The organism is Gymnodinialimonas sp. JB5-7, assembly GCF_055693405.1.
Genome location: NZ_JBVFUX010000012.1, coordinates 1,625,937 through 1,648,657, shown reverse-complemented (window position 1 = coordinate 1,648,657; position 22,721 = coordinate 1,625,937). Strand labels below are relative to the sequence as shown.

Here is a 22,721-nt window from a genome sequence, read left to right as displayed (position 1 = left end):
GTGGGGGACAATGCCATGCGCCGGCACACCCCGCAACGGGGCGCGGTCAGTGTTCGTGCCAGTCGAAAAAGCCCGGCCCGGCCTGTTTGCGGAGATCTGCCGCCATGGCCGCACCAAGGGCTGCGGCGTCTTCGACGGGTGCCGTGCGCTCATCTGTAAGCACCTCTGACCCGTCGGGGCGAAGGATTTCGCCACGCATGCGGATTGTGCCACCATCGAGTTCCGCCAACCCAGCAATCGGCGTCTGGCAAGAGCCATCCAAACCCTTCAGGAACGCGCGTTCGGCTGAAAGACGTTGGCCGGTTTGGCCGTCATGAATGGCCTCAAGCATCGCGGCCATGCGCACATCTTCAGCCCGGCGTTCAATTCCGATAGCGCCCTGTGCGACGGCGGGCAGCATATCCGATGCCTCAAGCGCCGATTTTACAACGTCTTCCATCCCAAGGCGGCGGAGACCGGCCATAGCAAGGAACGTGGCTTCGGCCACGCCATCGCCAAGCTTCTTCATGCGTGTTTGGACGTTGCCGCGGAATTCGACGACCTGCAGATCAGGGCGCCGTGCGGCCAGTTGCGCCCGGCGACGCAGGCTGGATGAGCCGACCACTGCGCCCTCGGGCAACGCCGCGAGGCTGTCATGGTTCAGCGAGACAAAGGCGTCGCGCACATCTTCGCGCGGCAGATAGCAATCCAGCATCAGGCCATCTGGTTGGTCGACTGGCATGTCCTTCATCGAATGGACAGCGATGTCTATCTTGCCTGACAGCATGTCCTCCTCGATTTCCTTGGTGAACAACCCTTTTCCGCCAAGTTCTTTCAGCGCGATGTCGCGTTCGATCAGACTACGATCATCGCCCGTTGTCTTGATGATGATAATTTCAAAAGCATCTTCAGGAAGATCGAAGGCCCCCATGAGCCGGGCGCGGGTTTCGAATGCTTGCGCCATGGCCAGTGGCGAGCCACGTGTTCCGATGCGCAAAGGGGTGGCGGGAGTTGGCAATTCGGTCGTCATATATCCTCTCTAGCGGTGTCAACTTGGGTTGACAACTGGCGGCGGCTTGACACTCATAAGGAGAGTGGCCAGACCCGCAATACGACCCTGAGGATAAGTCCAATGCCCGACAAGAAAAAACTGCTCCGTAGCCTTGCGGGTGAAACGATGGATGTGCCGCCGGTCTGGTTGATGCGACAGGCGGGGCGTTACCTTCCGGAGTACCGCGCCACCCGCGCGCAGGCCGGTGACTTTCTATCGCTTTGCTACAATTCCGACCTTGCCGCCGAGGTCACCTTGCAACCGATCCGGCGCTATGGCTTTGACGCGGCGATTCTGTTTGCCGACATCTTGTTGATCCCTGATGCTCTTGGTGCCGATCTGTGGTTTGTCACGGGCGAAGGTCCGCGCTTGTCGACAATCACCGATGCCTCCGGAATGGATCGCCTGAAAAGCAAGGACGCCATCCACGAGCACCTTTCTCCGGTCTATGAGACGGTACGCATTCTTTCGCAGGAATTGCCAAAAGAGACGACGCTTATTGGCTTTGCCGGCGCGCCGTGGACTGTGGCGACCTACATGATCGCAGGGCGCGGCACGCCCGATCAGGCCCCGGCCCACAAGTTGCGAGAGGAGGATCCCGCGACGTTCAAAGCACTGATCGATCTGCTAACCGACGCGACTATCGAATATCTTGATATGCAGGTTCAGGCGGGTGCCGAAGTGGTGAAGTTGTTCGACTCCTGGGCGGGTTCCCTAAAGGGTGAAGCCTTTGACGCATTCGCACTCGCCCCTGCAAAACGCATCATCTCCGAGTTGAAGTCGCGCCATCCAGACCTTCCCGTCATCGCTTTCCCGCGCGAAGCAGGTGAGAAGTACGTTGGCTTCGCAAATGCCGTGGGCGCCGATGCGTTGGCAATCGACACGTCGGTCGATGCGGCTTGGGCAGCCGAAAATCTGCAAGGCGATACGTGCGTTCAGGGAAACCTCGATCCTAAATTGATGGTCTCAGGCGGGGACGCCCTTCAATCAGAGGCGCGCCGGATTTGCGACACGTTGAAGGGCGGGCCGCATATCTTCAACCTCGGCCACGGGATCACACCGGATGCCGATCCTGAGAATGTCCATCTGTTGCTAGAAGCGATCCGGGGCTAGTCGCGCTTCAACGGAACGACCACGTTCTGAGCATTCGAATGTGCCAGCGCCCGCAGACCCATCCGCACTTGTCCAGCAACCCGCCGCAGCTTTTGTGCAATGCTTGGTGATGCCGTTGGCTTGGCTTCTTTCCCAATTGCGCTATGCGTCTCGATTGGAGGGGAAAACCCCTCGGCACTGCAACGATCAAGCTGGCACGCCAAGGCGGGGACCGCCTGCCACGCATTCAGTTCGTAGGCGGCGCATAAAACGGCATCGGCCAATCCAGGTGCGGATGCGACACGGCTCAACAGCTTCCGGGCCGCCGACGGCCAAAGCACATAAGCGGCAGCGCCGGTACGATCTTGCCACAGTCTGCGCAAAGGCAATTCGCCGTGAGGAGATGCGGAAATGCGTTTGCGGCGGCCACGGGTTTCCAACGTGACATACTCGGCCTCTGCCACATACGACAACTGTGCAAGCAACGAAGGCACGCCGGGCATAAGCACGGCATCATCTTCCAGGATCAGGAACGGCACGTTTGCGTCCACAACACGGGCCCATGCCGTGCGGTGGCTGGCAAAGGCGGCCATTTCGGTCTTGCGCAGTGGGCGTTCCCAACCGGACCAATAAGGGTCGTCTGCCGGTGGGATCAACGTGCCGGGTGTGGAGGCTTCGACCCGCTCATAGGCAATACCCAAGCGGTCCAATTGGCTGGCCTGAAACGCAAAGCGCTCAGTCTCCGAGGCGAGGTTGATGATCAGGGCCTTCAAGACGCCGCCTCGGCCTTGGTCCTGAAGAGTTCCAAGTAGGCGTCAACAATTGCATCCTCACCGAAGAAAGACTGAAGGCGTGCATGACCTGCACTGCCGAATTGCTCTCGCAATTGCGGGTCTGATTGCAGACGTGATAGCCCCGCCGCCATCGCTTCGACGTCATCAATATCGGTCAGCAGCCCATCGACCTCATCGCGCATAAACCAGCCCGGCCCTTCTGAGCGTGTGGCCACGACGGGCCTGCGCGCCTGCCACGCATCAAGGACGACATTTCCCAAAGGCTCGTGGCGCGACGGGAATATCACGGCATCTGCCGCCGCGAATTTGTGTACGGGTTCATCAACCCAACCCAGAAAACGCACGCGATCCGCGATGCCGAGGTCAGCCACCAGGCCATGAAGCGAGTCCTTTTCCTCTCCATCGCCCATGATCCAAAGCCATGCGCCAGGTACCTTGGAGACTGCCCTAATGGCGGCGTCCATACCCTTTCGCGGGACGAACCGCCCGGCTGTTGCAACCAGGAACGCATCTTCAGGCGTCTCAAAATCATGGCGTTGAACAGGTTCAGGTCGAACGGGTCGTGCGAAGTTGGTGATGGTAGTCGAGGGTCTGTCCCAGCCCAACTGCCTGACGTGTTCGGTGATCGCTGGCGTATTGGCAACGATCACATCGCAGTTCTGAAAATGGTCGAGATGCGGTGGAAAATCTCCAAGACGCACGATCTTGAGAGGTCCCTCCGGTTTTTTCTGCTGCAAGCGGCCGGCGCGGGGCGCCCAAGCAAAGACGACGTCCGGCTCCCATGTGCGGATGATCCGTCGATATTCGGCCCTCAACCACCAACGGGAAAGAGACAGATAGTTGTAGTTGTTCTCAATCGTCGGCCCAATTTCAACAATGTGCCTACGCCAGGTCCGGTTCGGTCGGATGATGAAGCGCTGCTCAATCCCACCGCGTCGGTCAAACGCCTGGACGAGGTTCACGAAAAACCTTTCCGCGCCACCTTCCTTGCCAAAGCACATGTGGAGGATGCGCATCTTTGGGTGCTCAACCACTAACGCCCCCGCATCCGATGCCAGCGCAACCGCATTTGGTAGCCCAGTTGATAACGCAGTTTGCGCCACCGACCGGTCTTTTCCACACTTCTGCGCGCCTCACCTATTGTGCCCGTTTCGGTGTCCTGTTCGCCAACGCGTATTGGGTTGGGTTGTACCAGAGCAATGGATTGCCCGTGCTCCCAGAAAAACTTGTGATCTTCGTCAATTGGACGGCTGAATGGTAGCGAATGATCCAATAGATGCCGCGCGCTGTCTTTTGAGATCGCGTATCCCAAAGTCGTCGACGGGACACGATAGGGCAGGACGATATCATATTTCCCTTCCAGGGAAGCAGAACGCAAAACCCGCGCTGGGGCTGATATGCTGAAGAGTTTCGCGATATCCCAGTCGGGGGACCGGTGGGCACATAGGGCCACCAAGACTTGCCTTAAATCTGGCTCCGCCGCAAAATCGTCCTCCAAGACGATGCCGCCAGCCGCCGGTGACGCCACAATTCGCTTCCAGGCTTCGATATGGCTTAGATAACAGCCAATTTCGGCTGGAACGAGATCCTGTTTGTGGCGCCTCAAATTCCCAGCGGCATCGTAGACTTCCGTAATCGCCTGTTCCGATAAGGCCCAACCGTTGACGGCGTCCACACGTTCAAAGGGCAATCCTTGTGCATCGAGTTGGCGGCGCACGTTCTCCATTCTGGCGGTGTTGTCCGCCAGATTAATGACGTGGATTGGCCAGACGAGCTCGTTCATATGGCCGTGCGCTCGTAGTGAACGGTCTTGTGACGGCGCGCCTGGATCTGAAATCCAGCGCTGACGAGGGCTGCGTCCATGGCTGCAATTTTGTCATCCCCGACGATATGGGGATGTACCTCGATAATCATGGCCCGCACTCCTGTCAGGTCGGCCTTGGTCAGCAAATCGATCTCGGCACCTTCCACATCCATCACGATCACATCGGGACGGACATCGTTCAAGACGGCCGAAATTGCATGACTTTCGACCGTAATTTCGTCGAGAGGCAAATCGCGATCGATCAACGACGAAGACAGAATATTCGGGTCTTGGAAGAAACTGATCGCGCTTCCGTCCACGGTCACAGCCTTCATTCGCAGATCGGGCGTCAGGTCGTTGACAGCATAGTTCTGGAGGATCCAATCCTCCAAAGCGGGGTTTGCCTCATATGACGTGACGCGCCCTTCGCCCGCGATCTTCGTGCACAGGATCGAGACAAAGCCGATACCCGTCCCCACCTCCAGAACGCGGTCATTTGGGCGCAGGATAGCTTTGACCAATTCCGCTTCGACGGCTTCGTATCCACCCTTGAAGATGTGGCCACGTACGGTTTTTGGAATGTCAGCCGGACCCGTGCACAAGGTCACGCCCCAGTGCTGGAACCGTTTCGTACCAGTTACAATATGCCAAGCACGACGAAGATTGCGAAATGGGTCGGACACGAAAAAAGATCCTGAATCTGGACGGCCCCGTGTAGCCGGTCTGAAGGTGCTGGAAAAGGGGCGTCAGCATTGCGCCAAAAGCTGGCGGTAGATCGAGAGGATGGCATCGGATCTCGCGCTCAATGGAAAAGGTACTCACCGCGTGTTCGCGTGCCGCCACTCCGGCGGCGCGTCGCCCATCCGTATCGTCAAGAAATGACGTGATCGCGCCCTGCATCGATGGAGTGTCTTCTGGCGGGACTAATTTCCCAACTTGTTCGGCGATCAGTTCCGGAAATGCGCCCACCGTCGTTGCAACAACCGGAACAGCACATGCCATGGCTTCCAACGAGTCAGGCCAAACCCTTCCCAACGCTGAGGCGCAACAAACAGATCGAGGACGCGATACCAGTCGGCAATCTCGTGAACCGGCACCTCAGGCAAGAAGTGCACGCGACCGCGCAACCCAGCCGCCTCTGCGCGGACGCGGAGGCTTTGTTCGTATTCCACGAACTTTCCCGTGGCACGCCCCATGATGAGGGCATGAACGTCAGGGCGCGCTTCCATCAGTGGGATCATCGCCTCAAGAAAATCGCCTGTGCCCTTTTGCGCGCGAATGCGTCCGTAGCATCCCACCAGTACCGCGTCTGGAAGGCCAAGGCTCTGTCGCAAATCTGCGCGGTCCGATGGGGGTGAGAACTGTTCCGTGTCGATACCGTGCAAGATGACATCAGCCGGATGATCGAGGTATCTCGCAGTCTTTTGCGACGTCGCGATCAACCGGTCCATGCGATTAATCAGCCACTTCGTGTAGCCGGTGTGCGCACGTTGCGAGGCAGACGTGAAAAGCAGCTTCAGTCTCTTTCGGAGCACATGCTTCAAAAACAAGCCGGCCAGCATCTCGGTATTCCGCCGCGCGTGCCATACTCGAGTGCCCGATGGTCCCTTGCGGGACATGGAAATGATCTTCCACGGAGACACCGTCGGCACATGTGCGGGCATGTCCGGAGCAACGGCCACTACCGCCACCTTTTTCGCCTGCAGCGGCACCAAACGGACAATGGTTGCAGTCACACCACTCAAGCGCCGCTTGAAGTTCGGCACCAGTACATCGATCCGGGAAAGGTCAGGCAGGGTCGTCATATTGCGCTTACTGCCCCTGCGCGTGCGTCAGGTCCATTTTGCGATCGGCGGAAGGCTCATCAACACGGCATTCGCATCGTGCCCCGTTTCCAGACCGAACTTCGTCCCGCGGTCATAGACAAGGTTATACTCGGCATAGAGCCCGCGATGGACCAGTTGCGCTTCGCGATCTGCCTCGTCGAAAGACTCGTGTCGACGGCGTTCAACACAGCCTACAAAAGCGGGCAGGAAGGCACGGCCTACATCTTGCGTGAAGGCAAAATCAGCCTCCCAATCGCCCGTGTTTAGATCATCGTAGAAGATCCCGCCCACGCCCCTTGCACGATGGCGATGCGGAACAAAGAAATACTCATCGGCCCAAGATTTGAATTTTTCGTAATAGGATGGGTCGTGCTTGTCGCAATGCGCCTTCAGGACACCGTGGAAATGCGCCGTGTCTTCGTCATATTCGATCGCCGGGTTCAGGTCGGAACCACCGCCGAACCACCAGGCGTTCGGGGTCCAGAACATGCGCGTATTCATGTGAACAGCCGGCACGCGGGGATTTTGCATATGCGCAACAAGGCTGATGCCTGACGCCCAAAAACGCGGGTCCGTATCCATACCAGGCACACCCCTGGCAGCCATCGCTTTTTGGGCGCGTTCACCGAGCGTGCCATAGACCGTTGAGACGTTGACACCAACTTTCTCGAAAACGCGGCCGCCGCGCATGACGCTCATCAGGCCGCCACCGGCATCTTCGCCATCATCGCCAGTGCGCTTGGTTTCCGTCACCTCAAAGCGACCGGCGGGACCGTTCCCGCCTTGCGTATCTTCCAACTCTTCGAAGGCCGAAACGATCTCGTCTCGCAAGCTACGAAACCAAGCGGAGGCGCGGGCCTTGTGGTCGTCAATCAAGTCTTTCATGGGGTCGCGGTCCTTTTGCAACACTCGCCTAGGTTGTAACAGGTCACGCCAAGCGCCGCCATGCGATGCACGCCACTTGGGAGGGCACATTTTGACCCATGTGTTGCATGCAAGACCACATCTGCCAATTCCTTGCAGCTATTGAGAATTTCGCCACTCCAGCATGGATTTTGAGATTCGTTTCGCCTAGGATCGACAGCAATAGCCGCAACAGACGGCACACGAGGCAGATAGAGCAGCTCATGTTCGTACGATTTTTTTACGTCGCCCTTTTGGGCGCCGCATTGGCGTTTGGTGTGTTTTCGCCAGCGCAGGCGGCGCCATATGCCGCAATGGTCATGGATGCCCGCAATGGCGAGGTATTGCATTCGCGTAACGCTGACACGCGCCTGCATCCGGCATCGCTGACCAAGATGATGACCATTTACATTGCGTTTGAAGCCATCCGCTTGGGTGAAATTACCTTGGACACTGAGGTGACGATCTCAGCAAACGCTGCGGCTGAGCCACCGTCGGAGCTTGGTTTGCGCTCAGGCTCCACGATCCGCTTCCGCTATCTCATTCGGGCTGCGGCCATTCGGTCGGCCAACGACGCCGCTACAGCCATCGGCGAAGCAATTTCCGGGTCCGAGGCCGCCTTCGCGCGCCGCATGAACCGCACTGCCGCTGCCCTTGGTATGACGCGCACCACCTTCCGCAATGCCCACGGGCTGACAGAAGATGGTCATCTGAGCACAGCGCGCGACATGACGATGCTGGGGCGTCGCCTCGTCTATGACTACCCGCAGTACTACAACTTGTTCTCTCGCATCACCGCCGATGCCGGCATTGCGCAGGTCCGCAACACGAACCGCGTGGTTCTGACGAACTATCGTGGCGCAGACGGGATCAAGACTGGCTATACCCGCGCGGCTGGCTTCAACCTTGTCGCCTCCGCCCAACGCGGCGAAGAACGGATCATCGCCACTGTGTTTGGCGGACGAAGTTCGGCCTGGCGAAACGAACGGGTTATGGAATTGCTGGATATGGGGTTCGAACGAGCGCCATCGACGGTCGCGCTCCGAACGCCCGCCCTACCGACTTATACAGATGACGGAACTGCAGGGTCGTCCCACACGCCGCCAGGGCAACGTGCACCCACGTCCTCCATCCGCCCGTTCATGCGGCCCCATGGCGGTGTCGACGCTGATGTGCTCGCCGCCATAGATGACGCTGTAGGTGCTGCCCTGACACAAGCGACAGGTGCCGATGCAGAGGTCGCCGCTGCAGTGGAGGCGGCCCTGAATGCCGTTGAAGACGCCCCGCGTCCGGCACCGCGACCCGAGCCGCAAGCGGCATTGGATCCTGAGCCTGAGCCCCTCATCCCGCCACGACCGGCACCCGAGCCCGAGGTCGTGACCCGCGCTTCGTCCACCGGCTCACGCCTGTTTGGCGTTTCGCTGGGGGCGCAGACGTCGCACCATGCCGCCGAACGCCTTTTGCTGCGCACAGCATTGGCTGAGCTTGGAACGTTTGACGAAGCCTTGCGCCGCGTCGTTCAGGTCAGCCGTGGCTATGACGCACGCTTTGCCGGAATGACGGAAGATCAGGCGAACCGGGCCTGTGCCCGACTGAACGCCCGCAATGTCACGTGCGAGACGTTCGGGCCTTAGGCAAGACGGGACGGCGGGTGCGGCGACGCGGCAAGCGAACGCCTGCAGGCGGCCCTTCCTTACTTCGGATGGTCGTCGTAATCCTCGCGCAGGATGCGATGGGCGTCGCCTTCCGGATCATCAAACTGACCCTTGCGCAGCATCCACCAAAACGCAGCCAAACCTGCGCCACCCAACAGCAGTGACACCGGTATCAATATGCCCAAAACGTCCATTACCGCAGCCTCAATGCATTGAGCGAAACGCTAAGCGAAGACGCAGACATCGCAAGCGCCGCGATCAGGGGCGAACACAAGCCTGCTACGGCCAATGGCACGGCCAGCAGGTTGTAAACGCTGGCAATGGTGAAGTTCTCTTTGATACGTGCCCGAGACAGTCGCGCCGTCTGCATCGCGTCGACAACCGGCAGAATGCTTCGTCCGGTCAAGACCATGTCAGATGCAGCACGGGCCGCTTCCAACGCGGATGCGGGTGAAATTGAAACATGTGCTGCCGCCAAGGCTGCCGTATCGTTCATTCCATCGCCAACCATCAACACATGAGCCCCCTCTTCGGCCAACGCCAAAACGGCCTCTGCCTTGGCTTCCGGTCGAGCTTCGGAAATCACGTCTTTGACCCCCAAGCGTGCGGCAAAGGATCTCGACGGCTGGCGCAACGTCGCCGGACAGCAAGACCACGCGCTTGCCCTGCTTTTGAAGCTCCTGCACTAACTCCAACGCGCCCTCGCGAAGAGTGTCGGCAAAGGTCAAAGCCTGCGCGGAGCCATCTGCAATGCGCAAATAGGTGGCGGTCGTCCCAACACCCGCTCCGCCGCCGACCCAACCGGCTCGACCCAAACGAACGCGCTTGCCCTCCCATTCCCCCTCAACACCGAAGCCCGCAACTTCCTGCAGTTGCTCCACTCGCGCGGGCTTGATGCCCCGCGCCGTCAGCCCGTTTGCTAGCGCCAGCGCCAATGGATGGGCCGATCCTTGGGCCAAAGCGAGGACGACACGGGCCGATCTTTCATCCAACTGGTCCAGCCCCAAAGGCTCGGGCGCGCCATCGGTCAGGGTTCCGGTCTTGTCGAAAACAACGGTGTCCACTTCGGCCAAACGCTCAAGCGCCGTGCCATCCTTGATTAACAGTCCTTTGCGGAAAAGCCGCGCGGACGCCGCCGTTGTGACCGCAGGTACGGCCAGTCCAAGCGCACAGGGGCACGTGATGATCAGAACCGCTGCCGCGATGTTGAGGGCCACGCGCAAATCCCACGTATAGGCGAACCACCCCAACGCGGCGGCAACCGCTACAATGTGCACCCCCGGTGCGTAAAGCTTCGCCGCAGCGTCCGCGAGAGAGGTGTAGTTGGACCGGCCGGCCTCGGCCACGGCCACAAGATCGCCCAGACGCGCGAGTTCTGTGTCGCGACCGGCTGCCGTGACTTCAACGGTGATCGGGCCAGTGAGGTTCGCCTCGCCCGCATGGACCGTGCAACCGGGTGCTGCCGCTGCCGGCAACGTCTCACCGGTCATGATGGAGCGGTCCAGTTCAGTACATCCCTCCACCAACCGCCCGTCCACCGGAATACGACCGCCCGGCAGCACACGCACCAGATCACCGGGCCGCAGATCCGCGGCAGCCACCGTTTCTGTCCCCTGCCCCACCAATCGCAACGCACGTGGCACTTCCAATGCTGCCAATTCCTGTGCGGCGGACCGTGCGTTCGCCCGTGTCCGATGGTCGAGATAGCGACCAGCCAGAAGAAATGTGCACAAAGCGATCGCGGCGTCGAAATAGGCATGCTCGCCGGACAACATGGTTTCGTAAAGGGAGGTGCCAACCGCAAGCGCAATGGCCAGCGTGATCGGAACATCCATGTTCAACCGTCCCACGCGCAAAGCTGCAAAAGCAGACCCGTAGAAAGGTTGTCCACAGAACAAAACAGCCGGGATCGCAATCGACGCACTGATCCAATGCATCATGTCGCGGGTGACACCGTCCGCACCCGACCACACGGCAACCGAAAGCAAGCATGACGTTCATCATTGCGAATACGGCGACGGCCAAACGCATCAGCAATGCGCGCCCTCGTGCATCCATGTCCGTAGCGGCGAGGAGGCCGGGATCGAGTTCATGGGCCTCGTACCCACCTTCGTTCAAGGCAGCGCAAAGGTCTTCCGATGTAACGCCCGGCTCCGCATCAACCGAAGCCCGGCGCAACGTCAGATTCACACGGGCGGCGCGAACGCCCTGCTGATCGCAAAGCAATCGTTCCACACCGGAAATACACGCCGCACAATGGATGCCAGGTAGCGCCAACATCAGGCGCGCATTGTCCAATGCTTTTCCGGCAACTTGCTCAGCCAAGGGAACGGCATCACATGCCGGGCAGGCCGAGGGGTGTTGTGGATCTGCAAAGGCACTCATTTCAGCCCTCGGTCACGGTGAAGGTGATGTTGTGTCGGTAATCCGTTCCATCGCGCGCCGTCCCCGTCAGGCGCAGCCGCCAGCGCCCCGGAGCAACTTCGGCCTGGGCGACCAGAACACCATTTGCACCACGCGACAATTCAAGTGGCTGGTCGTCCGCTCGGGTCGTCGGCCGGGTCAACAGTGCGTCCAAGTGCGCCGGATAGACCGGGCGCCCTGCGGCATCGACGAGGGTCAATCGAACCTCATCGCTGCGTGTTTCAACAGATGCCTGCCAACCCAACGCGTCCTGCGCGATGCGGCGATCATCAAAGGTCTGACTGTCCGCATAGCTAGACGTGACCTCAAGACCTGGGAAGGTGGAGACCGCTTGGGTGGCCATAAAGACATTCACCCCAATGATCACCGCAAATCCCCCGATGAACATGAACGCGACGTGTCGGCCAGTGATTTTTCGCGGCGCTTCAGTGCGTTGCGCTTCCATATCATGGTTCATGGCTGACCCCTTCCAAAGAACGTTGTGTCGTTGTAGGCGCGCTCCTCGGTGCCGAATTCCTCGACCCAGAAACGGAAATCGGTACGCTCACGACTTGATGCAGCATCCTCGGGCCGCGCGATGACGTAGACACGTTGAAGGAGGGTCTCGTCGGCGGGCACCTCAACCATCAGGTCCTGACTTCCCTCCAGATCGACGCGCAGGACGTCGTCAGAGGTCAGCCCAACCCGAAACGTTGCATCTGCTGCCGTCATATTGCGGATGCGAATGTCGTAGGTGTTACGCACCGCCCCGTCACTGAGTGTTACAAACTGTGGGTTTCGCACCTGCGCAACCGTCAGATCAATTTCGGAACGTATGAACAAAGCCACAATCAAGCCAACGCCGACTGCGGCCCAGAGCGCTGTATAAATCAGCGTGCGCGGACGCAGGATGTGGCGCATCACAGGCACCTTCGTGTTGCCTGCCCGTTCGTTGGCCTCATCCGTTAGGGCAAGGTAGTCGATCAAACCGCGGGGTTTGCCGACCTTGTCCATGATTTCGTCACACGCGTCGATGCATAGCGCGCAGGTGATGCACTCCATCTGCTGGCCGTCACGGATATCGATGCCCATGGGGCAGACATTCACGCAAGCCATACAATCGATACAGTCGCCGGGCGCTTCCACTTCCGGCGCCGACGTCGCGCCGGGCTGAGTGCCTCGGATCGTTGGCCCGGCGAGTCGCGAGCTTTCGATTGCTGCCTCCGCCATTTCGCGGCGCTTCTTGCCCTTACCGCGCGGCTCCCCGCCAATCTCTGTAGGCGACCGTGATCGTATGTTCGTCCATCATCGCGGCCTGAATGCGCGGCCAAGGGCAGGCATAGATGCATATCTGTTCGCGGGCGAAGCCACCGAAGATGAAGGTGGTTGCCGTCAGAATGCCGACTGTCGCATAGGCCACAAACGCCGCTTGCCCGTTGAGCAAGTCACCCAGAAGCGTCGGAGCATCCGCAAAGTAGAAGACCCAGGCCCCGCCGGTCGCCACGGCAATCAAAAGCCAAACAATCCACTTCGTGACCCGCAGGCGCCATTTGCGGAAATCCCACTTTTGCTTCCACAGACGCAGGCGCGCATTCCGGTCGCCCTCTATCCAGCGCTCGACTGTGTAGAAAAGATCCGTCCACACGGTTTGCGGACATGCATATCCGCACCAGACGCGCCCGAGGGCAGAGGTGAACAGAAACAAGCCAAGACCTGCCATGATCAGAAGGCCCGCGACGAAGTAGAATTCGTGCGGCCAGATCTCGATCCAGAAAAAGAAGAAGCGCCGATTGGCGAGGTCCACCAGCACGGCCTGATCAGGAAGTGATGGGCCCCGATCCCAACGGATCCAAGGGGTGATGTAGTAGATCCCCAAGGTGAAGATCATCAGCGCCCATTTGAAGTTCCGGAACGGGCCTTTGACCCGTTTGGGAAAGATCGGCTCTTGCGCGGCGTAAAGTTTAGGCGCGGCATCTTGAGAGGCCATGGCACGGCTGTCCTGTGAGATTCTGTCTGTTCGCACATCCTGTCTATGGCAAAGTCCGCACGGTCACTTTGACGTGGATCAAACCTGGATGGATGTGCGCCGATCCCATGGGTAAAGCGCGAACAGGACATGGGATCGGCGCTCTACCGGTGACGGGTCGTTTCGCCACCGGCATTCGGTGCAAGGGCCGCGTTATTCGCCGCCGCCCAAGCTATGGACATAAAGCGCGGTCGCGTTGACCTCCGCCTCGCTCAAACGGCCAGACCAAGCGGGCATCACGCCAAAGCGTGAATGGCGCACGGTTTCTTCGACCGCTTCGGCGCTGCCGCCATAAAGCCAGATGGCATCCGTCAGGTTCGGTGCACCAAGAAAGCGGTCACCTTCCCCGCATCGCCGTGGCAGGCGGCGCAATTGTCGAGGAAGGCATTCTCACCGGCACTGGCCAGTGTTGTGTCATAGGCATGGTTGGCCGCGTTCACTCCGTCACCATCCACATCCGACAAGGCCATCGCATAGTTCACAACCTGAGCGATCTCTTCATCGCTTAGGATGCCCTCAAACGCCGTCATCTCGGACCAACGCGCGTCCGGATCATCCTCGTTGCGGATGCCGTGGGCGATGGTCATCTGGATATCCTCAAGCGAACCGCCCCACAGCCAATCATCGTCCAACAGGTTCGGATAGCCTGCAGCCTGCACACCTGCTGCACCTTCGCCATGGCATTGCGAGCACCACGTCGTGAACGTCGCGGCGCCGGCCTGAAGGGCGAAGTTGTAAAGCTCAGGCGCTTCCTGGCGGGTCACGTTTGCCAGTTCAACCTCGGTCAGTTGCGTCCGAAGATCGGCGTTGAGCGCTTCAAAACGCTCAATCTCTTCAGCAACTTCGGCGCGGGTGGAATAGCCAAGCACACCCGCCGTTGCCCCGCTGATGCCCGGCCAAGCCGGATACAGCACGGTGTAGGCCACACCCCAGATGATGGTCAGGTAGAAACACCACAGCCACCAACGCGGAAGGGGTTGTTGAACTCTTTGATCCCGTCCCAGGAATGGCCCGTTGTGTCAGGGTCACCCTCTTGCAGGACCTGTTCTTCGGGATGTTGCGGTTGATCGGTCATTGCTGCGCCTCCTGCCCGGCATCTTGCGCCGGTGCATCGTCATGGCGGAAAGGGATCTCGGCGCTGTCACTGTGGACGCGTTTGGAGCCAGGCCGAAACGCGTAAAGGACAAAGCCGAAGAAGCTGGCGACAAGGAACACTGTTCCGATGCTTCCAGACAGGCTGCGGAGGAATTCATAGTCCATCTGTGCGCCCTCCTATCGGCTTTCGTCCGGCGTGAAGGTCGAGAAATCGACCAACGTGCCGAGCATTTGGAGATAGGCAATCAAAGCGTCCATTTCGGTGACTGCCGGGTTGCCATCGAAGTCGCGCTGCTGCGCGCCGGGGTAGCGCTCGACCACGCCGGGATCCCCGAAATCCGTCGCCTGCTCGATGAAGTCGGCTGACGCCATCTCAAGCATCTCTTCCGTGTAGGGGACGCCCACAAAGGCGTGGGTCCCCATCAGATCGCCGATGCGTTCGCCTGTCAGCGTGTTGTCGGCAAGGAACGCGTAAGACGGCATGATCGATTCCGGCACCACAGATTGTGGGCTGATCAGGTGGTCGTAGTGCCATTCGTCCGAATAGCGCCCCCCGACCCGCGCCAAATCTGGCCCGGTGCGTTTCGACCCCCATTGGAACGGGTGGTCGTATTGGCTTTCGGCTGCCAGACTGTAGTGCCCATATCGTTCAACCTCATCCCGCATCGGGCGGATCATCTGGCTGTGGCAGACATAGCAGCCCTCGCGGATGTAGATCTCACGTCCCGCCAGTTCGAGCGGGGAGTAGGGACGCATGCCCTCTACATCCTCAATCGTGTTCTCCAGGTAGAACAGAGGGGCGATTTCCACGATGCCACCCACGGTGACGACGGCGAAACTCAGCGCCAGCAGAAGCGTGGCATTGGTTTCAATCTTCTTGTGTTGGTCAAGAACACCCATGGTCCAAGCCCTCCTTATTCCGCCGGGACCAGATCGGACGAGGGCTTTTGGCCCGCCGACCGAACGGTCATCCAAAGGTTCCAGGCCATGATCAGCGCGCCGGAGAGGAACATGACCCCACCCAGTCCGCGGACCACATACATCGGGAATTTCGCTTCAACCGTGTCGGCGAAGGAGTTCACGAGGAAGCCCTGCGCATCGACTTCGCGCCACATCAGGCCTTCCATGATCCCGGTCACCCACATCGACGCGGCGTACAGAACGATCCCGACCGTCGCGAGCCAGAAGTGCCAGCTGACGGCACGCAGGCTGTAAAGCTTGGTGTGCCAGAGCCTTGGGAACAGGTAGTAGAGCATCCCGAAGGTCACGAGGCCATTCCAACCGAGCGCGCCAGAGTGCACGTGACCAATGGTCCAGTCGGTGTAATGCGACAGAGAATTCACTGCGCGGATGGACATCATCGGGCCCTCGAAGGTCGACATGCCGTAGAACGCGAGCGATGTGACCATCATCCGAAGAATCGGGTCCGTCCGCAGCTTGTCCCATGCCCCTTGAAGGGTCATCAGACCGTTGATCATGCCACCCCAGGAGGGCATCCAAAGGATCACCGAGAACACCATGCCAAGGGTCGAGGCCCAATCCGGCAATGCCGTGTAGTGCAGGTGGTGCGGACCCGCCCAGATGTACAGGAAGATGAGCGCCCAGAAGTGGATAATGGACAGCTTATAGCTGTAAACCGGGCGTTCGGCCTGCTTTGGGATGAAGTAGTACATCATGCCCAGAAAGCCGGCAGTAAGGAAGAAGCCTACGGCATTGTGGCCATACCACCATTGCGTCATTGCGTTCTGCACACCGCTAAAGACCTGCACAGAACGCGACCCCCAGATCGACACCGGAATCGACATGTTGTTGACCACGTGAAGCAAGGCAACGGTTACGATGAAGCTCAGCAGGAACCAGTTGGCCACATAGATGTGCGGCTCTTTCCTCTTGAGGATCGTCCCGAGGTAGACCAGCAGGAAGGCCACCCAAACAACCGTCAGCCACAGGTCCACGTACCATTCAGGCTCTGCGTATTCTTGGCCTTGGGTCGAGCCCATCAGGTAGCCGGTCGCCGCCAAAACGATGAACAGCTGGTAGCCCCAGAACACGAACCAGCTGAGGTTGCCGCCCCACATCCGCACGGCGCTGGTGCGCTGCACAATATAGAACGAAGCCGCAATCAGGGCGTTGCCCCCGAACGCAAAAATCACCGCAGAGGTGTGCAGCGGACGAAGGCGCCCGAAGTTTGCGTAGCCTTGCGCCCATTCAAAATTGAGTGCCGGGAATGCCAGTTGGAAGGCGATAAACACGCCCGCCAAAAATCCAACGACGCCCCAGAAGGCGGTGGCGATTGCCGCGGCCCTGACTGGCCCGTCCATATATTCCCCGGTTGGCACGGCCACCGCAGGCTCGCCCGTGCGGCGCAACTGCCACAGGAACAAGCCACCGGAGACCGCCATGATGATCCACGCATGCAGCTTGTAAGCCGCGTCGAGACCGTAATTCGCTGCAATTGCCGCGAATACGGTGACAAGGCCAAGCATTGCGAGCTTCAAATAATCAAGCATCGGTCGTCCCTTTACCTCACCCTCAGCAGTCCGAATCTGGACGGACCACGGGCATTCCATGGGACCTTTCATCCAACTTCGTGCCGTCGCTGACTTTGATCTGCGTCAAGCAATGGCAAGAAATGCAAAACGCCCCGAAAGCCGGGGCGTTTAATGAGGTGCTAGGTTAGATGTGATCAGACGAGCACGCCGCCATCAGCATCATCGCCGGTTTCTTCAAGCAACGCGTTAAAATCCGGGATAACCACCCTCCGCTTGCCTTCAAGCACAATGACATCGTCACGCTTCAAGCTCGACATCTGCCGACTGACAGTTTCGAGGGTCAGGCCAAGGTAGTCTGCCATTGCTTCGCGCGTCAGAGGCAGGTCAAAGGCCACATTGCTTCCAGTGTCTACTGTGTCTGAGCCGGTTTCGCGGCGAGCGATGATGGAGAGGAAGCTCGCGATCTTCTCGCGCGCAGTCTTGCGGCCCAGGATCAACATCCACTCGCGCGCAGCATCAAGTTCATCGAGCGTCATTTCCAGAAGGCGTTGGCTGATATGGGGCGTGTCAGACAGCAGTTCCTGAAACGGTTTGCGGCGGAAGCAGCAAAGGGTCACATCCGATATGGCAGTAACATCATAGGCGACAGTTTCGCGGTTCGGGCGGCCGATAAAATCTGAGCCCAATAAAAGCCCGACCATTTGCCTGCGACCATCTTCCATGGTTTGCGAAAGCGTCGCCACTCCGCCCACTACGGATGCCACGAAATCCACTTCTTCGCCGGCCCAAACAATCGTCTCGCCCGCTTTGAAACTTCGGTAGAACTTGATGGCATTGAGCTTTTCAAGCTCGTCATCGTCCGCGCGCGCACAGACGGCCCGGTGCCGGATTGGGCAAGCGGAACAATCCACCCTCTCGAACCGGAGGTCCGTGTGCTGCATCGTTAAAGAATCTCCTGTTCGCGCATGTTTCTGGCTTGATCTGCGTCAAGGTGCATGAGGCCAGACACGCCTAAGTTGTAGCCTATGGACAGATATTATCAAATGAGAACGTTGGGTCTGTTCGAGGCAAACGTGCCTCGCTACACCTCATATCCGCCGGCGAACCACTTTGCAGGTGATGTCACGCCAGAGGTGCACCGCGCCTGGCTTGCCGATGTTCCGCCGGGCGCCAAGGTGTCGCTTTACGTCGCATGTGCCCTTTTGCAGAAGGCTTTGCTGGTTCTGCGCATGTCGAACCCAAGGCATGCAATCGGAAGAACCAGTGGTCGCCTACACGAACACTCTTATACAAGAAATTCAGGCACTTACGAACATATTGCCGCAGGGCGTCGAAATTGCAAAACTGCATTGGGGCGGCGGCACGCCGACCCTTCTGAAAGCACCTGAGATCACCCGTCTGGCAGATGCGATTCGGACATCCATACCGCTCACAAAGACGGCTGAATTCTCGGTCGAAATCGACCCGAACGAAATTGACGAGGTCCGGCTGGATGCCTTGGCCGATGCAGGGATGGGCCGTGCATCGATCGGTGTTCAGGATTTTGACCCTGAGATTCAGAAGATCATCGGGCGCGATCAGAGCTTTGAGGTTACGCGCGCCGCTGTCGAAGCGCTTCGTGCGCGCGGCGTCGCCTCGCTTAACACTGACCTCCTATATGGGCTCCCACGGCAAACGCGGGAACGCATTACATCCTCAATGCAAATGCTGCTTTCCCTGAGCCCCGACCGTGTGGCGCTCTACGGATATGCCCATGTTCCGTGGATGGCAAAACGCCAATCCTTGATCCCTACCGAGGATTTGCCAGACCCTTTGGCCCGGTTGCAGCTGTTTGAAACGGCTGGCGAAGTATTGAAGTGGGACGGGTATGACCCGATCGGGATCGATCACTTCGCACGCCGCGAAGACAGCCTGTCCGTGGCCGCTCGACAAGGGCAGCTTAGGCGCAACTTTCAGGGCTATACCGACGACAGTTGCGATGTCCTAATCGGCGTTGGCGCCTCTGCGATCTCAAAGTTCCCGCAAGGGTTTGTTCAGAACGCTGCGAGCACTGCAGCCTACCAGAAAGCCGTTCGAGCGGGTGAGCTTCCCACTGGACGCGGCCACATTCTGACGAACCAGGACCGCCTGCGCAGCCACATAATCGAGCGCTTGATGTGTGATTTCGGTTTTGATCAACGTGCAACATCATCCACTGCTCGCGATGCGGTAGACCCGATCCTAGATGACCTCGCGCGGGCATTCCGCGGACATGTTGCACGCAACGATAATGGTTTGACCATTCTGGAGCCATCCCGCCCGCTGACACGCCTGATCGCGCGCCACGTCGACGCGTATACCTGCGAGAAGGCCAGAAACCATTCGTCCGCGATCTAAGCTGCTCCGGCGCGATCGCCGAACGCCGCGGCCATCAACTCTCGCGTGTAGGTTTGCTGCGGGTTGTCGAACAGCGCATTGGTCTCGCCCATCTCGACCACATCGCCCTGCTTCATGACGATCACTTTGTGGCTGAGCGCGCGCACGACACGCAGGTCATGGCTAATAAACAGATAGGCCAGGTTATGGTCCTTCTGCAGCTTGCGCAGCAGCTCGACGATCTGCACCTGCACTGTCATATCCAAGGCGCTGGTGGGCTCATCAAGCACAACCAATCGTGGTCGAAGGATCATAGCACGGGCAATCGCGATCCGTTGCCGTTGTCCGCCCGAAAATTCATGCGGGTAACGGTGCATCATGTCACGGCTCAGCCCGACTTCTTCGAGGATTTCACCAACCCTTGCACGCCGCTCACGCGGGCCCACACCTTGCACCTTCAACCCTTCGGAAACGATCTGCTCGATCGTCATGCGCGGGCTGAGGGAGCCGTAAGGATCCTGGAAAACGATTTGCATGTCCCGCCGCACGCTGCGCAGCTCGGATTTGGTGGCATGGGAAAGATCCTGACCAAAGAAGGTGATCGGTCCCTCGGACCGAACAAGCCGCATGATCGCGAGGGCCAATGTGGTCTTGCCCGATCCGCTTTCGCCAACAATTCCGAGCGTCTCGCCCTGCTTCACCTGAATATTGGCGGCGTTCACGGCCTTCACATGGCCCACGGTTCGTCGCAACAGCCCCCGCTGAATGGGGAACCAGATGCGCAGATCGTCCGTGGTCAGGATTTCTTCTGCGTCACCAGAAACAGGATCGGGTGATCCGGATGGTTCAGCCCCAAGCAATTTGCGTGTGTAGGGATGCTGGGGATTATCGAAGATGTCGCTCGTCTTACCCTGCTCTACGATTTCTCCACCCTGCATGACACAAACGCGGTCGGCGATACGACGCACGATGGCAAGATCATGGGTAATGAACAGTAAGCTCATCCCTTCCGAACGCTTCAGATCCCCCAGAAGGTCGAGGATTTGCGCCTGAATGGTGACGTCGAGCGCCGTAGTCGGCTCATCCGCAATCAACAGTTCCGGTCCATTGGCAAGCGCCATGGCGATCATCACGCGCTGCCGCTGACCACCTGACAATTGGTGCGGGTAAGCCCCCAAGCGGGTTTCCGGGTCGCGTATTCCGACCTTGGTCAGCAGGTCAATTACCCGGGTTCGAAGATCTGACGACACGACATCTGTGTAGCCCAAAGCCCGCAGGACAAACCGCACAAGCAGTAGGGGAACGGCAATAATGGTGGTCCAAAGGGCTGCTTGTACGATGGCCCCAATCAGGCTGGCGACAGCAAATACCAGAATACCGGCATTCCCTGCGCGCGCCTGAACGACATCTCGAACGGCGCTGAAATCATCGGGTTGAATGACCGCGAAGATGTAGAACATGACAATCGATAGAAGCAGAAAGACCGCCATCAGCACGGGTACAGGGTTGCCACCCGCGATTGCACTCGCCGTCCGCTTCAATCCGCCTGGATACTTATAGCCCCCATGTTCCACGAGGCTTTCGGCCATTTGCTTTTCGATGGTGTGCAGGGGGTTGAGCGAGGTCATCGGCTCTTGAAAGATGAAGCTGATGTCGTTGCCACGCACACGCCGCAATTCTGCATCCGAGGCTCCGACCATCTCGGCCCCATCATACTTAATCGATCCGCCGACCTCCGCCGCACCGGGCAGCAAATCAACGGTGGACAACGCCGTCACAGATTTGCCGGACCCACTTTCGCCGACAAGCGCCACTGTCTCTCCCCGTTCAACGTGAAACGAAACCCCGCGCACGGCATTCACCGTGCCCCCTTCCTGTGTGAAGTCGACAGTAAGATCGCGAATATCAAGAACGCGGCGGCTCATGAGAAGGTCTTTCGTGGATCAAACGCATCGCGCACGCCTTCAAAAATGAACACCAGCAACGACAGCATGAAGGCGAACGTGAAGAAGGCCGTGAACCCAAGCCATGGCGCCTGAAGGTTGTTCTTTGCTTGCAATGTCATCTCGCCAAGCGACGGCTCGGACGATGGCAAACCAAAGCCAAGGAAATCGAGGCTCGCAAGACCGGCAATTGTGCCAGTGACGATGAACGGCAGGAAGGTCAGCGTCGCCACCATCGCATTGGGTAGGATGTGGCGAAACATGATCGTGCCGTTACCCACGCCAAGCGCACGGGCCGCACGGACATATTCGAAATTGCGGGCGCGCAGGAATTCGGCCCGCACCACGCCTGTCAGGTTCATCCAACCGAAAAACACCATCAGGAAGACCAGCAATGTGAAGTTCATCGGGAAGATCGCCGCAACGATGATGATCACGTACAGGCTTGGCGTCGCATTCCAGATCTCGATGATCCGCTGCCAGATCAAGTCAACCAGCCCCCCGTAAAACCCCTGCAAGGCCCCCATGAAGATGCCGATGATCGACGTGAAGAAGGTCACGATCAGCGCAAAACTTACTGACAACTCGAACCCGTAGATCACGCGTGCCATTACGTCGCGCGACGTGTCGTCGGTGCCCAAAAGGTTTGTGCCGCGACGATCTTCGGGCAACAGCCCAAACTGCCAATCGATGACCGGTTGATCGTCTTCGTCCAACACCGGCTCACCCGCACTGTCGCGTTCAATTTCTGGCCACCAACCGATAATATTCGGCGCCGCCGGGGCGTTGCCCGGACGATCCACGATTGTGTTGAAGCTGTGCGGGATCAACGGCCACAATAGCCACCCTTGATCGACCTCTACGCCGTTGAAATAGCCGGTTTCTTCGACCTGCTCGATCACTTCTTCTGGGTCATCCCAGCAGTCTTCCAGCCCGCCCGATACGATGAGGCACTGAACCTCGATATCCCGGTAAACGGCCTCGGTCCGGAAATCTCCTCCAAAGGCTGTTTCCGGATAGAAGTTGAAGATCGGCGTGAAATATTCACCGCGGTAGTTGATCAGCAACGGTTTGTCATTGGCGAGGTATGGCGCCAGAAGGGACAGCCCATAAAGCACCAGAAAGATCCAAAGCGACCAGAACGCACGGCGGTTTCGTTTGAAATTCCGCCAACGGCGACGGTTCAGCGGGCTGAGCCAGCCTTTGCGATCTCCCTGCACTCGGCCATGGGTTTCGGCTGCATCCGGATCATTGTCCGGCAGCGGCGGGGTGTTGGGCGATTCCGTGGGAAGGGCCATAGTGT

The 22,721-nt window shown here is 58.9% G+C and carries 16 protein-coding genes and 5 pseudogenes; 3 read left to right on the top strand and 18 right to left on the bottom strand.

Translation table 11 applies throughout. The annotated features are described in order from the left end of the window. Positions 1–46: 46 nt before the first annotated feature. Positions 47–1,009, bottom strand: a complete 963-nt coding sequence (gene hemC / locus ACZ1HK_RS16815) for a hydroxymethylbilane synthase (protein ID WP_472629656.1) — start codon at positions 1,007–1,009, stop codon at positions 47–49. A 102-nt stretch (positions 1,010–1,111) separates the two neighbouring features. Here hemC and hemE point away from each other — a divergent pair, with 102 nt between their 5' ends. Further along, entirely contained in the window at positions 1,112–2,143 is a 1,032-nt protein-coding gene (gene hemE, locus ACZ1HK_RS16810) for a uroporphyrinogen decarboxylase (RefSeq protein WP_472629655.1), read from the top strand. On the opposite strand, the gene ACZ1HK_RS16805 is transcribed toward hemE, so the two are convergent. From ACZ1HK_RS16805 to hemF, 6 genes and pseudogenes are all read right to left on the bottom strand, one after another. Further along, positions 2,140–2,895: a glycosyltransferase family 25 protein gene (locus tag ACZ1HK_RS16805; RefSeq protein WP_472629654.1), complete on the bottom strand. Its 756-nt coding sequence runs from the start codon at positions 2,893–2,895 to the stop codon at positions 2,140–2,142. The two genes, hemE and ACZ1HK_RS16805, sit on opposite strands and share 4 nt — an antisense overlap. Continuing rightward, entirely contained in the window at positions 2,892–3,932 is a 1,041-nt protein-coding gene (locus ACZ1HK_RS16800) for a glycosyltransferase (RefSeq protein ID WP_472629653.1), read from the bottom strand. Before ACZ1HK_RS16800 ends, ACZ1HK_RS16805 begins: the two co-directional genes overlap by 4 nt. 17 nt (positions 3,933–3,949) lie before the next feature. Further along, the gene (locus ACZ1HK_RS16795; protein WP_472629652.1) at positions 3,950–4,699 is read right to left on the bottom strand and encodes a glycosyltransferase family 25 protein; all 750 of its coding nucleotides are present in this window, start codon (positions 4,697–4,699) and stop codon (positions 3,950–3,952) included. Beyond that, positions 4,696–5,403 carry an FkbM family methyltransferase gene (locus ACZ1HK_RS16790; RefSeq protein ID WP_472629651.1) on the bottom strand — a complete coding sequence of 236 codons (708 nt, stop codon included), beginning with the start codon at positions 5,401–5,403 and terminating at the stop codon, positions 4,696–4,698. The genes ACZ1HK_RS16795 and ACZ1HK_RS16790 overlap by 4 nt, the downstream gene beginning before the upstream one ends. A 63-nt stretch (positions 5,404–5,466) precedes the next feature. Continuing rightward, positions 5,467–6,525, bottom strand: a pseudogene (locus ACZ1HK_RS16785) (glycosyltransferase family 4 protein). A gap of 27 nt (positions 6,526–6,552) precedes the next feature. Continuing rightward, positions 6,553–7,431: an oxygen-dependent coproporphyrinogen oxidase gene (gene hemF / locus ACZ1HK_RS16780; protein ID WP_472629650.1), complete on the bottom strand. Its 879-nt coding sequence runs from the start codon at positions 7,429–7,431 to the stop codon at positions 6,553–6,555. 242 nt (positions 7,432–7,673) lie between these two features. Here hemF and ACZ1HK_RS16775 point away from each other — a divergent pair, with 242 nt between their 5' ends. Further along, positions 7,674–9,083, top strand: coding sequence for a D-alanyl-D-alanine carboxypeptidase family protein (locus ACZ1HK_RS16775; protein WP_472629649.1), 1,410 nt, complete (start codon positions 7,674–7,676; stop codon positions 9,081–9,083). 59 nt (positions 9,084–9,142) lie between these two features. Here ACZ1HK_RS16775 and ccoS read toward each other — a convergent pair whose 3' ends face one another. The 9 genes and pseudogenes from ccoS to fnrL form a co-directional block, all read right to left on the bottom strand. Further along, positions 9,143–9,298 (bottom strand): cbb3-type cytochrome oxidase assembly protein CcoS, encoded by a 156-nt coding sequence (gene ccoS, locus ACZ1HK_RS16770; RefSeq protein WP_368477503.1) that lies wholly within the window; start codon positions 9,296–9,298, stop codon positions 9,143–9,145. Continuing rightward, positions 9,298–11,489, bottom strand: a pseudogene (locus ACZ1HK_RS16765) (heavy metal translocating P-type ATPase). The gene ccoS and the pseudogene ACZ1HK_RS16765 overlap by 1 nt, the downstream one beginning before the upstream one ends. A gap of 1 nt (position 11,490) precedes the next feature. Beyond that, a complete protein-coding gene (locus ACZ1HK_RS16760) occupies positions 11,491–11,985 on the bottom strand; it encodes a FixH family protein (protein ID WP_472629648.1) in 495 nt (164 codons plus the stop codon). Then, positions 11,982–13,494 (bottom strand): annotated as a pseudogene (gene ccoG / locus ACZ1HK_RS16755) (cytochrome c oxidase accessory protein CcoG). The gene ACZ1HK_RS16760 and the pseudogene ccoG overlap by 4 nt, the downstream one beginning before the upstream one ends. 192 nt (positions 13,495–13,686) lie before the next feature. After that, positions 13,687–14,608, bottom strand: a pseudogene (gene ccoP, locus ACZ1HK_RS16750) (cytochrome-c oxidase, cbb3-type subunit III). After that, complete coding sequence (locus ACZ1HK_RS16745) at positions 14,605–14,793, bottom strand: cbb3-type cytochrome oxidase subunit 3 (RefSeq protein ID WP_472629647.1); 189 nt, start codon at positions 14,791–14,793, stop codon at positions 14,605–14,607. Before ACZ1HK_RS16745 ends, ccoP begins: the two are co-directional and overlap by 4 nt. A 12-nt stretch (positions 14,794–14,805) precedes the next feature. Then, complete coding sequence (gene ccoO, locus ACZ1HK_RS16740) at positions 14,806–15,528, bottom strand: cytochrome-c oxidase, cbb3-type subunit II (protein ID WP_472629646.1); 723 nt, start codon at positions 15,526–15,528, stop codon at positions 14,806–14,808. 14 nt (positions 15,529–15,542) lie between these two features. Beyond that, complete coding sequence (ccoN, locus tag ACZ1HK_RS16735) at positions 15,543–17,138, bottom strand: cytochrome-c oxidase, cbb3-type subunit I (RefSeq protein ID WP_472629645.1); 1,596 nt, start codon at positions 17,136–17,138, stop codon at positions 15,543–15,545. 176 nt (positions 17,139–17,314) lie between these two features. Continuing rightward, positions 17,315–18,061 (bottom strand): transcriptional regulator FnrL, encoded by a 747-nt coding sequence (gene fnrL / locus ACZ1HK_RS16730; RefSeq protein ID WP_472629644.1) that lies wholly within the window; start codon positions 18,059–18,061, stop codon positions 17,315–17,317. A gap of 84 nt (positions 18,062–18,145) precedes the next feature. On the opposite strand from fnrL, the pseudogene hemN reads away from it, so the two are divergent. Beyond that, positions 18,146–19,496: pseudogene (gene hemN / locus ACZ1HK_RS16725) on the top strand (oxygen-independent coproporphyrinogen III oxidase). Here hemN and ACZ1HK_RS16720 read toward each other — a convergent pair. Continuing rightward, positions 19,493–21,400 carry an ABC transporter ATP-binding protein gene (locus ACZ1HK_RS16720; RefSeq protein WP_472629643.1) on the bottom strand — a complete coding sequence of 636 codons (1,908 nt, stop codon included), beginning with the start codon at positions 21,398–21,400 and terminating at the stop codon, positions 19,493–19,495. The pseudogene hemN and the gene ACZ1HK_RS16720 overlap by 4 nt on opposite strands. Then, complete coding sequence (locus tag ACZ1HK_RS16715; RefSeq protein ID WP_472629642.1) at positions 21,397–22,716, bottom strand: ABC transporter permease; 1,320 nt, start codon at positions 22,714–22,716, stop codon at positions 21,397–21,399. Before ACZ1HK_RS16715 ends, ACZ1HK_RS16720 begins: the two co-directional genes overlap by 4 nt. Positions 22,717–22,721 lie beyond the last annotated feature (5 nt).

Excerpts from the sequence above, each read along its gene's own strand:
- hemC (WP_472629656.1), bottom strand. The coding sequence starts at position 1,009 with ATGACGACCGAATTGCCAACTCCCGCCACCCCTTTGCGCATCGGAACA.
- hemE (WP_472629655.1), top strand. The coding sequence starts at position 1,112 with ATGCCCGACAAGAAAAAACTGCTCCGTAGCCTTGCGGGTGAAACGATG.
- ACZ1HK_RS16800 (WP_472629653.1), bottom strand. The coding sequence starts at position 3,932 with ATGCGCATCCTCCACATGTGCTTTGGCAAGGAAGGTGGCGCGGAAAGG.
- ACZ1HK_RS16795 (WP_472629652.1), bottom strand. The coding sequence starts at position 4,699 with ATGAACGAGCTCGTCTGGCCAATCCACGTCATTAATCTGGCGGACAAC.
- hemF (WP_472629650.1), bottom strand. The coding sequence starts at position 7,431 with ATGAAAGACTTGATTGACGACCACAAGGCCCGCGCCTCCGCTTGGTTT.
- ACZ1HK_RS16775 (WP_472629649.1), top strand. The coding sequence starts at position 7,674 with ATGTTCGTACGATTTTTTTACGTCGCCCTTTTGGGCGCCGCATTGGCG.
- ccoS (WP_368477503.1), bottom strand. The coding sequence starts at position 9,298 with ATGGACGTTTTGGGCATATTGATACCGGTGTCACTGCTGTTGGGTGGC.
- ACZ1HK_RS16760 (WP_472629648.1), bottom strand. The coding sequence starts at position 11,985 with ATGAACCATGATATGGAAGCGCAACGCACTGAAGCGCCGCGAAAAATC.
- ACZ1HK_RS16745 (WP_472629647.1), bottom strand. The coding sequence starts at position 14,793 with ATGGACTATGAATTCCTCCGCAGCCTGTCTGGAAGCATCGGAACAGTG.
- ccoO (WP_472629646.1), bottom strand. The coding sequence starts at position 15,528 with ATGGGTGTTCTTGACCAACACAAGAAGATTGAAACCAATGCCACGCTT.
- ccoN (WP_472629645.1), bottom strand. The coding sequence starts at position 17,138 with ATGCTTGATTATTTGAAGCTCGCAATGCTTGGCCTTGTCACCGTATTC.
- fnrL (WP_472629644.1), bottom strand. The coding sequence starts at position 18,061 with ATGCAGCACACGGACCTCCGGTTCGAGAGGGTGGATTGTTCCGCTTGC.
- ACZ1HK_RS16720 (WP_472629643.1), bottom strand. The coding sequence starts at position 21,400 with ATGAGCCGCCGCGTTCTTGATATTCGCGATCTTACTGTCGACTTCACA.
- ACZ1HK_RS16715 (WP_472629642.1), bottom strand. The coding sequence starts at position 22,716 with ATGGCCCTTCCCACGGAATCGCCCAACACCCCGCCGCTGCCGGACAAT.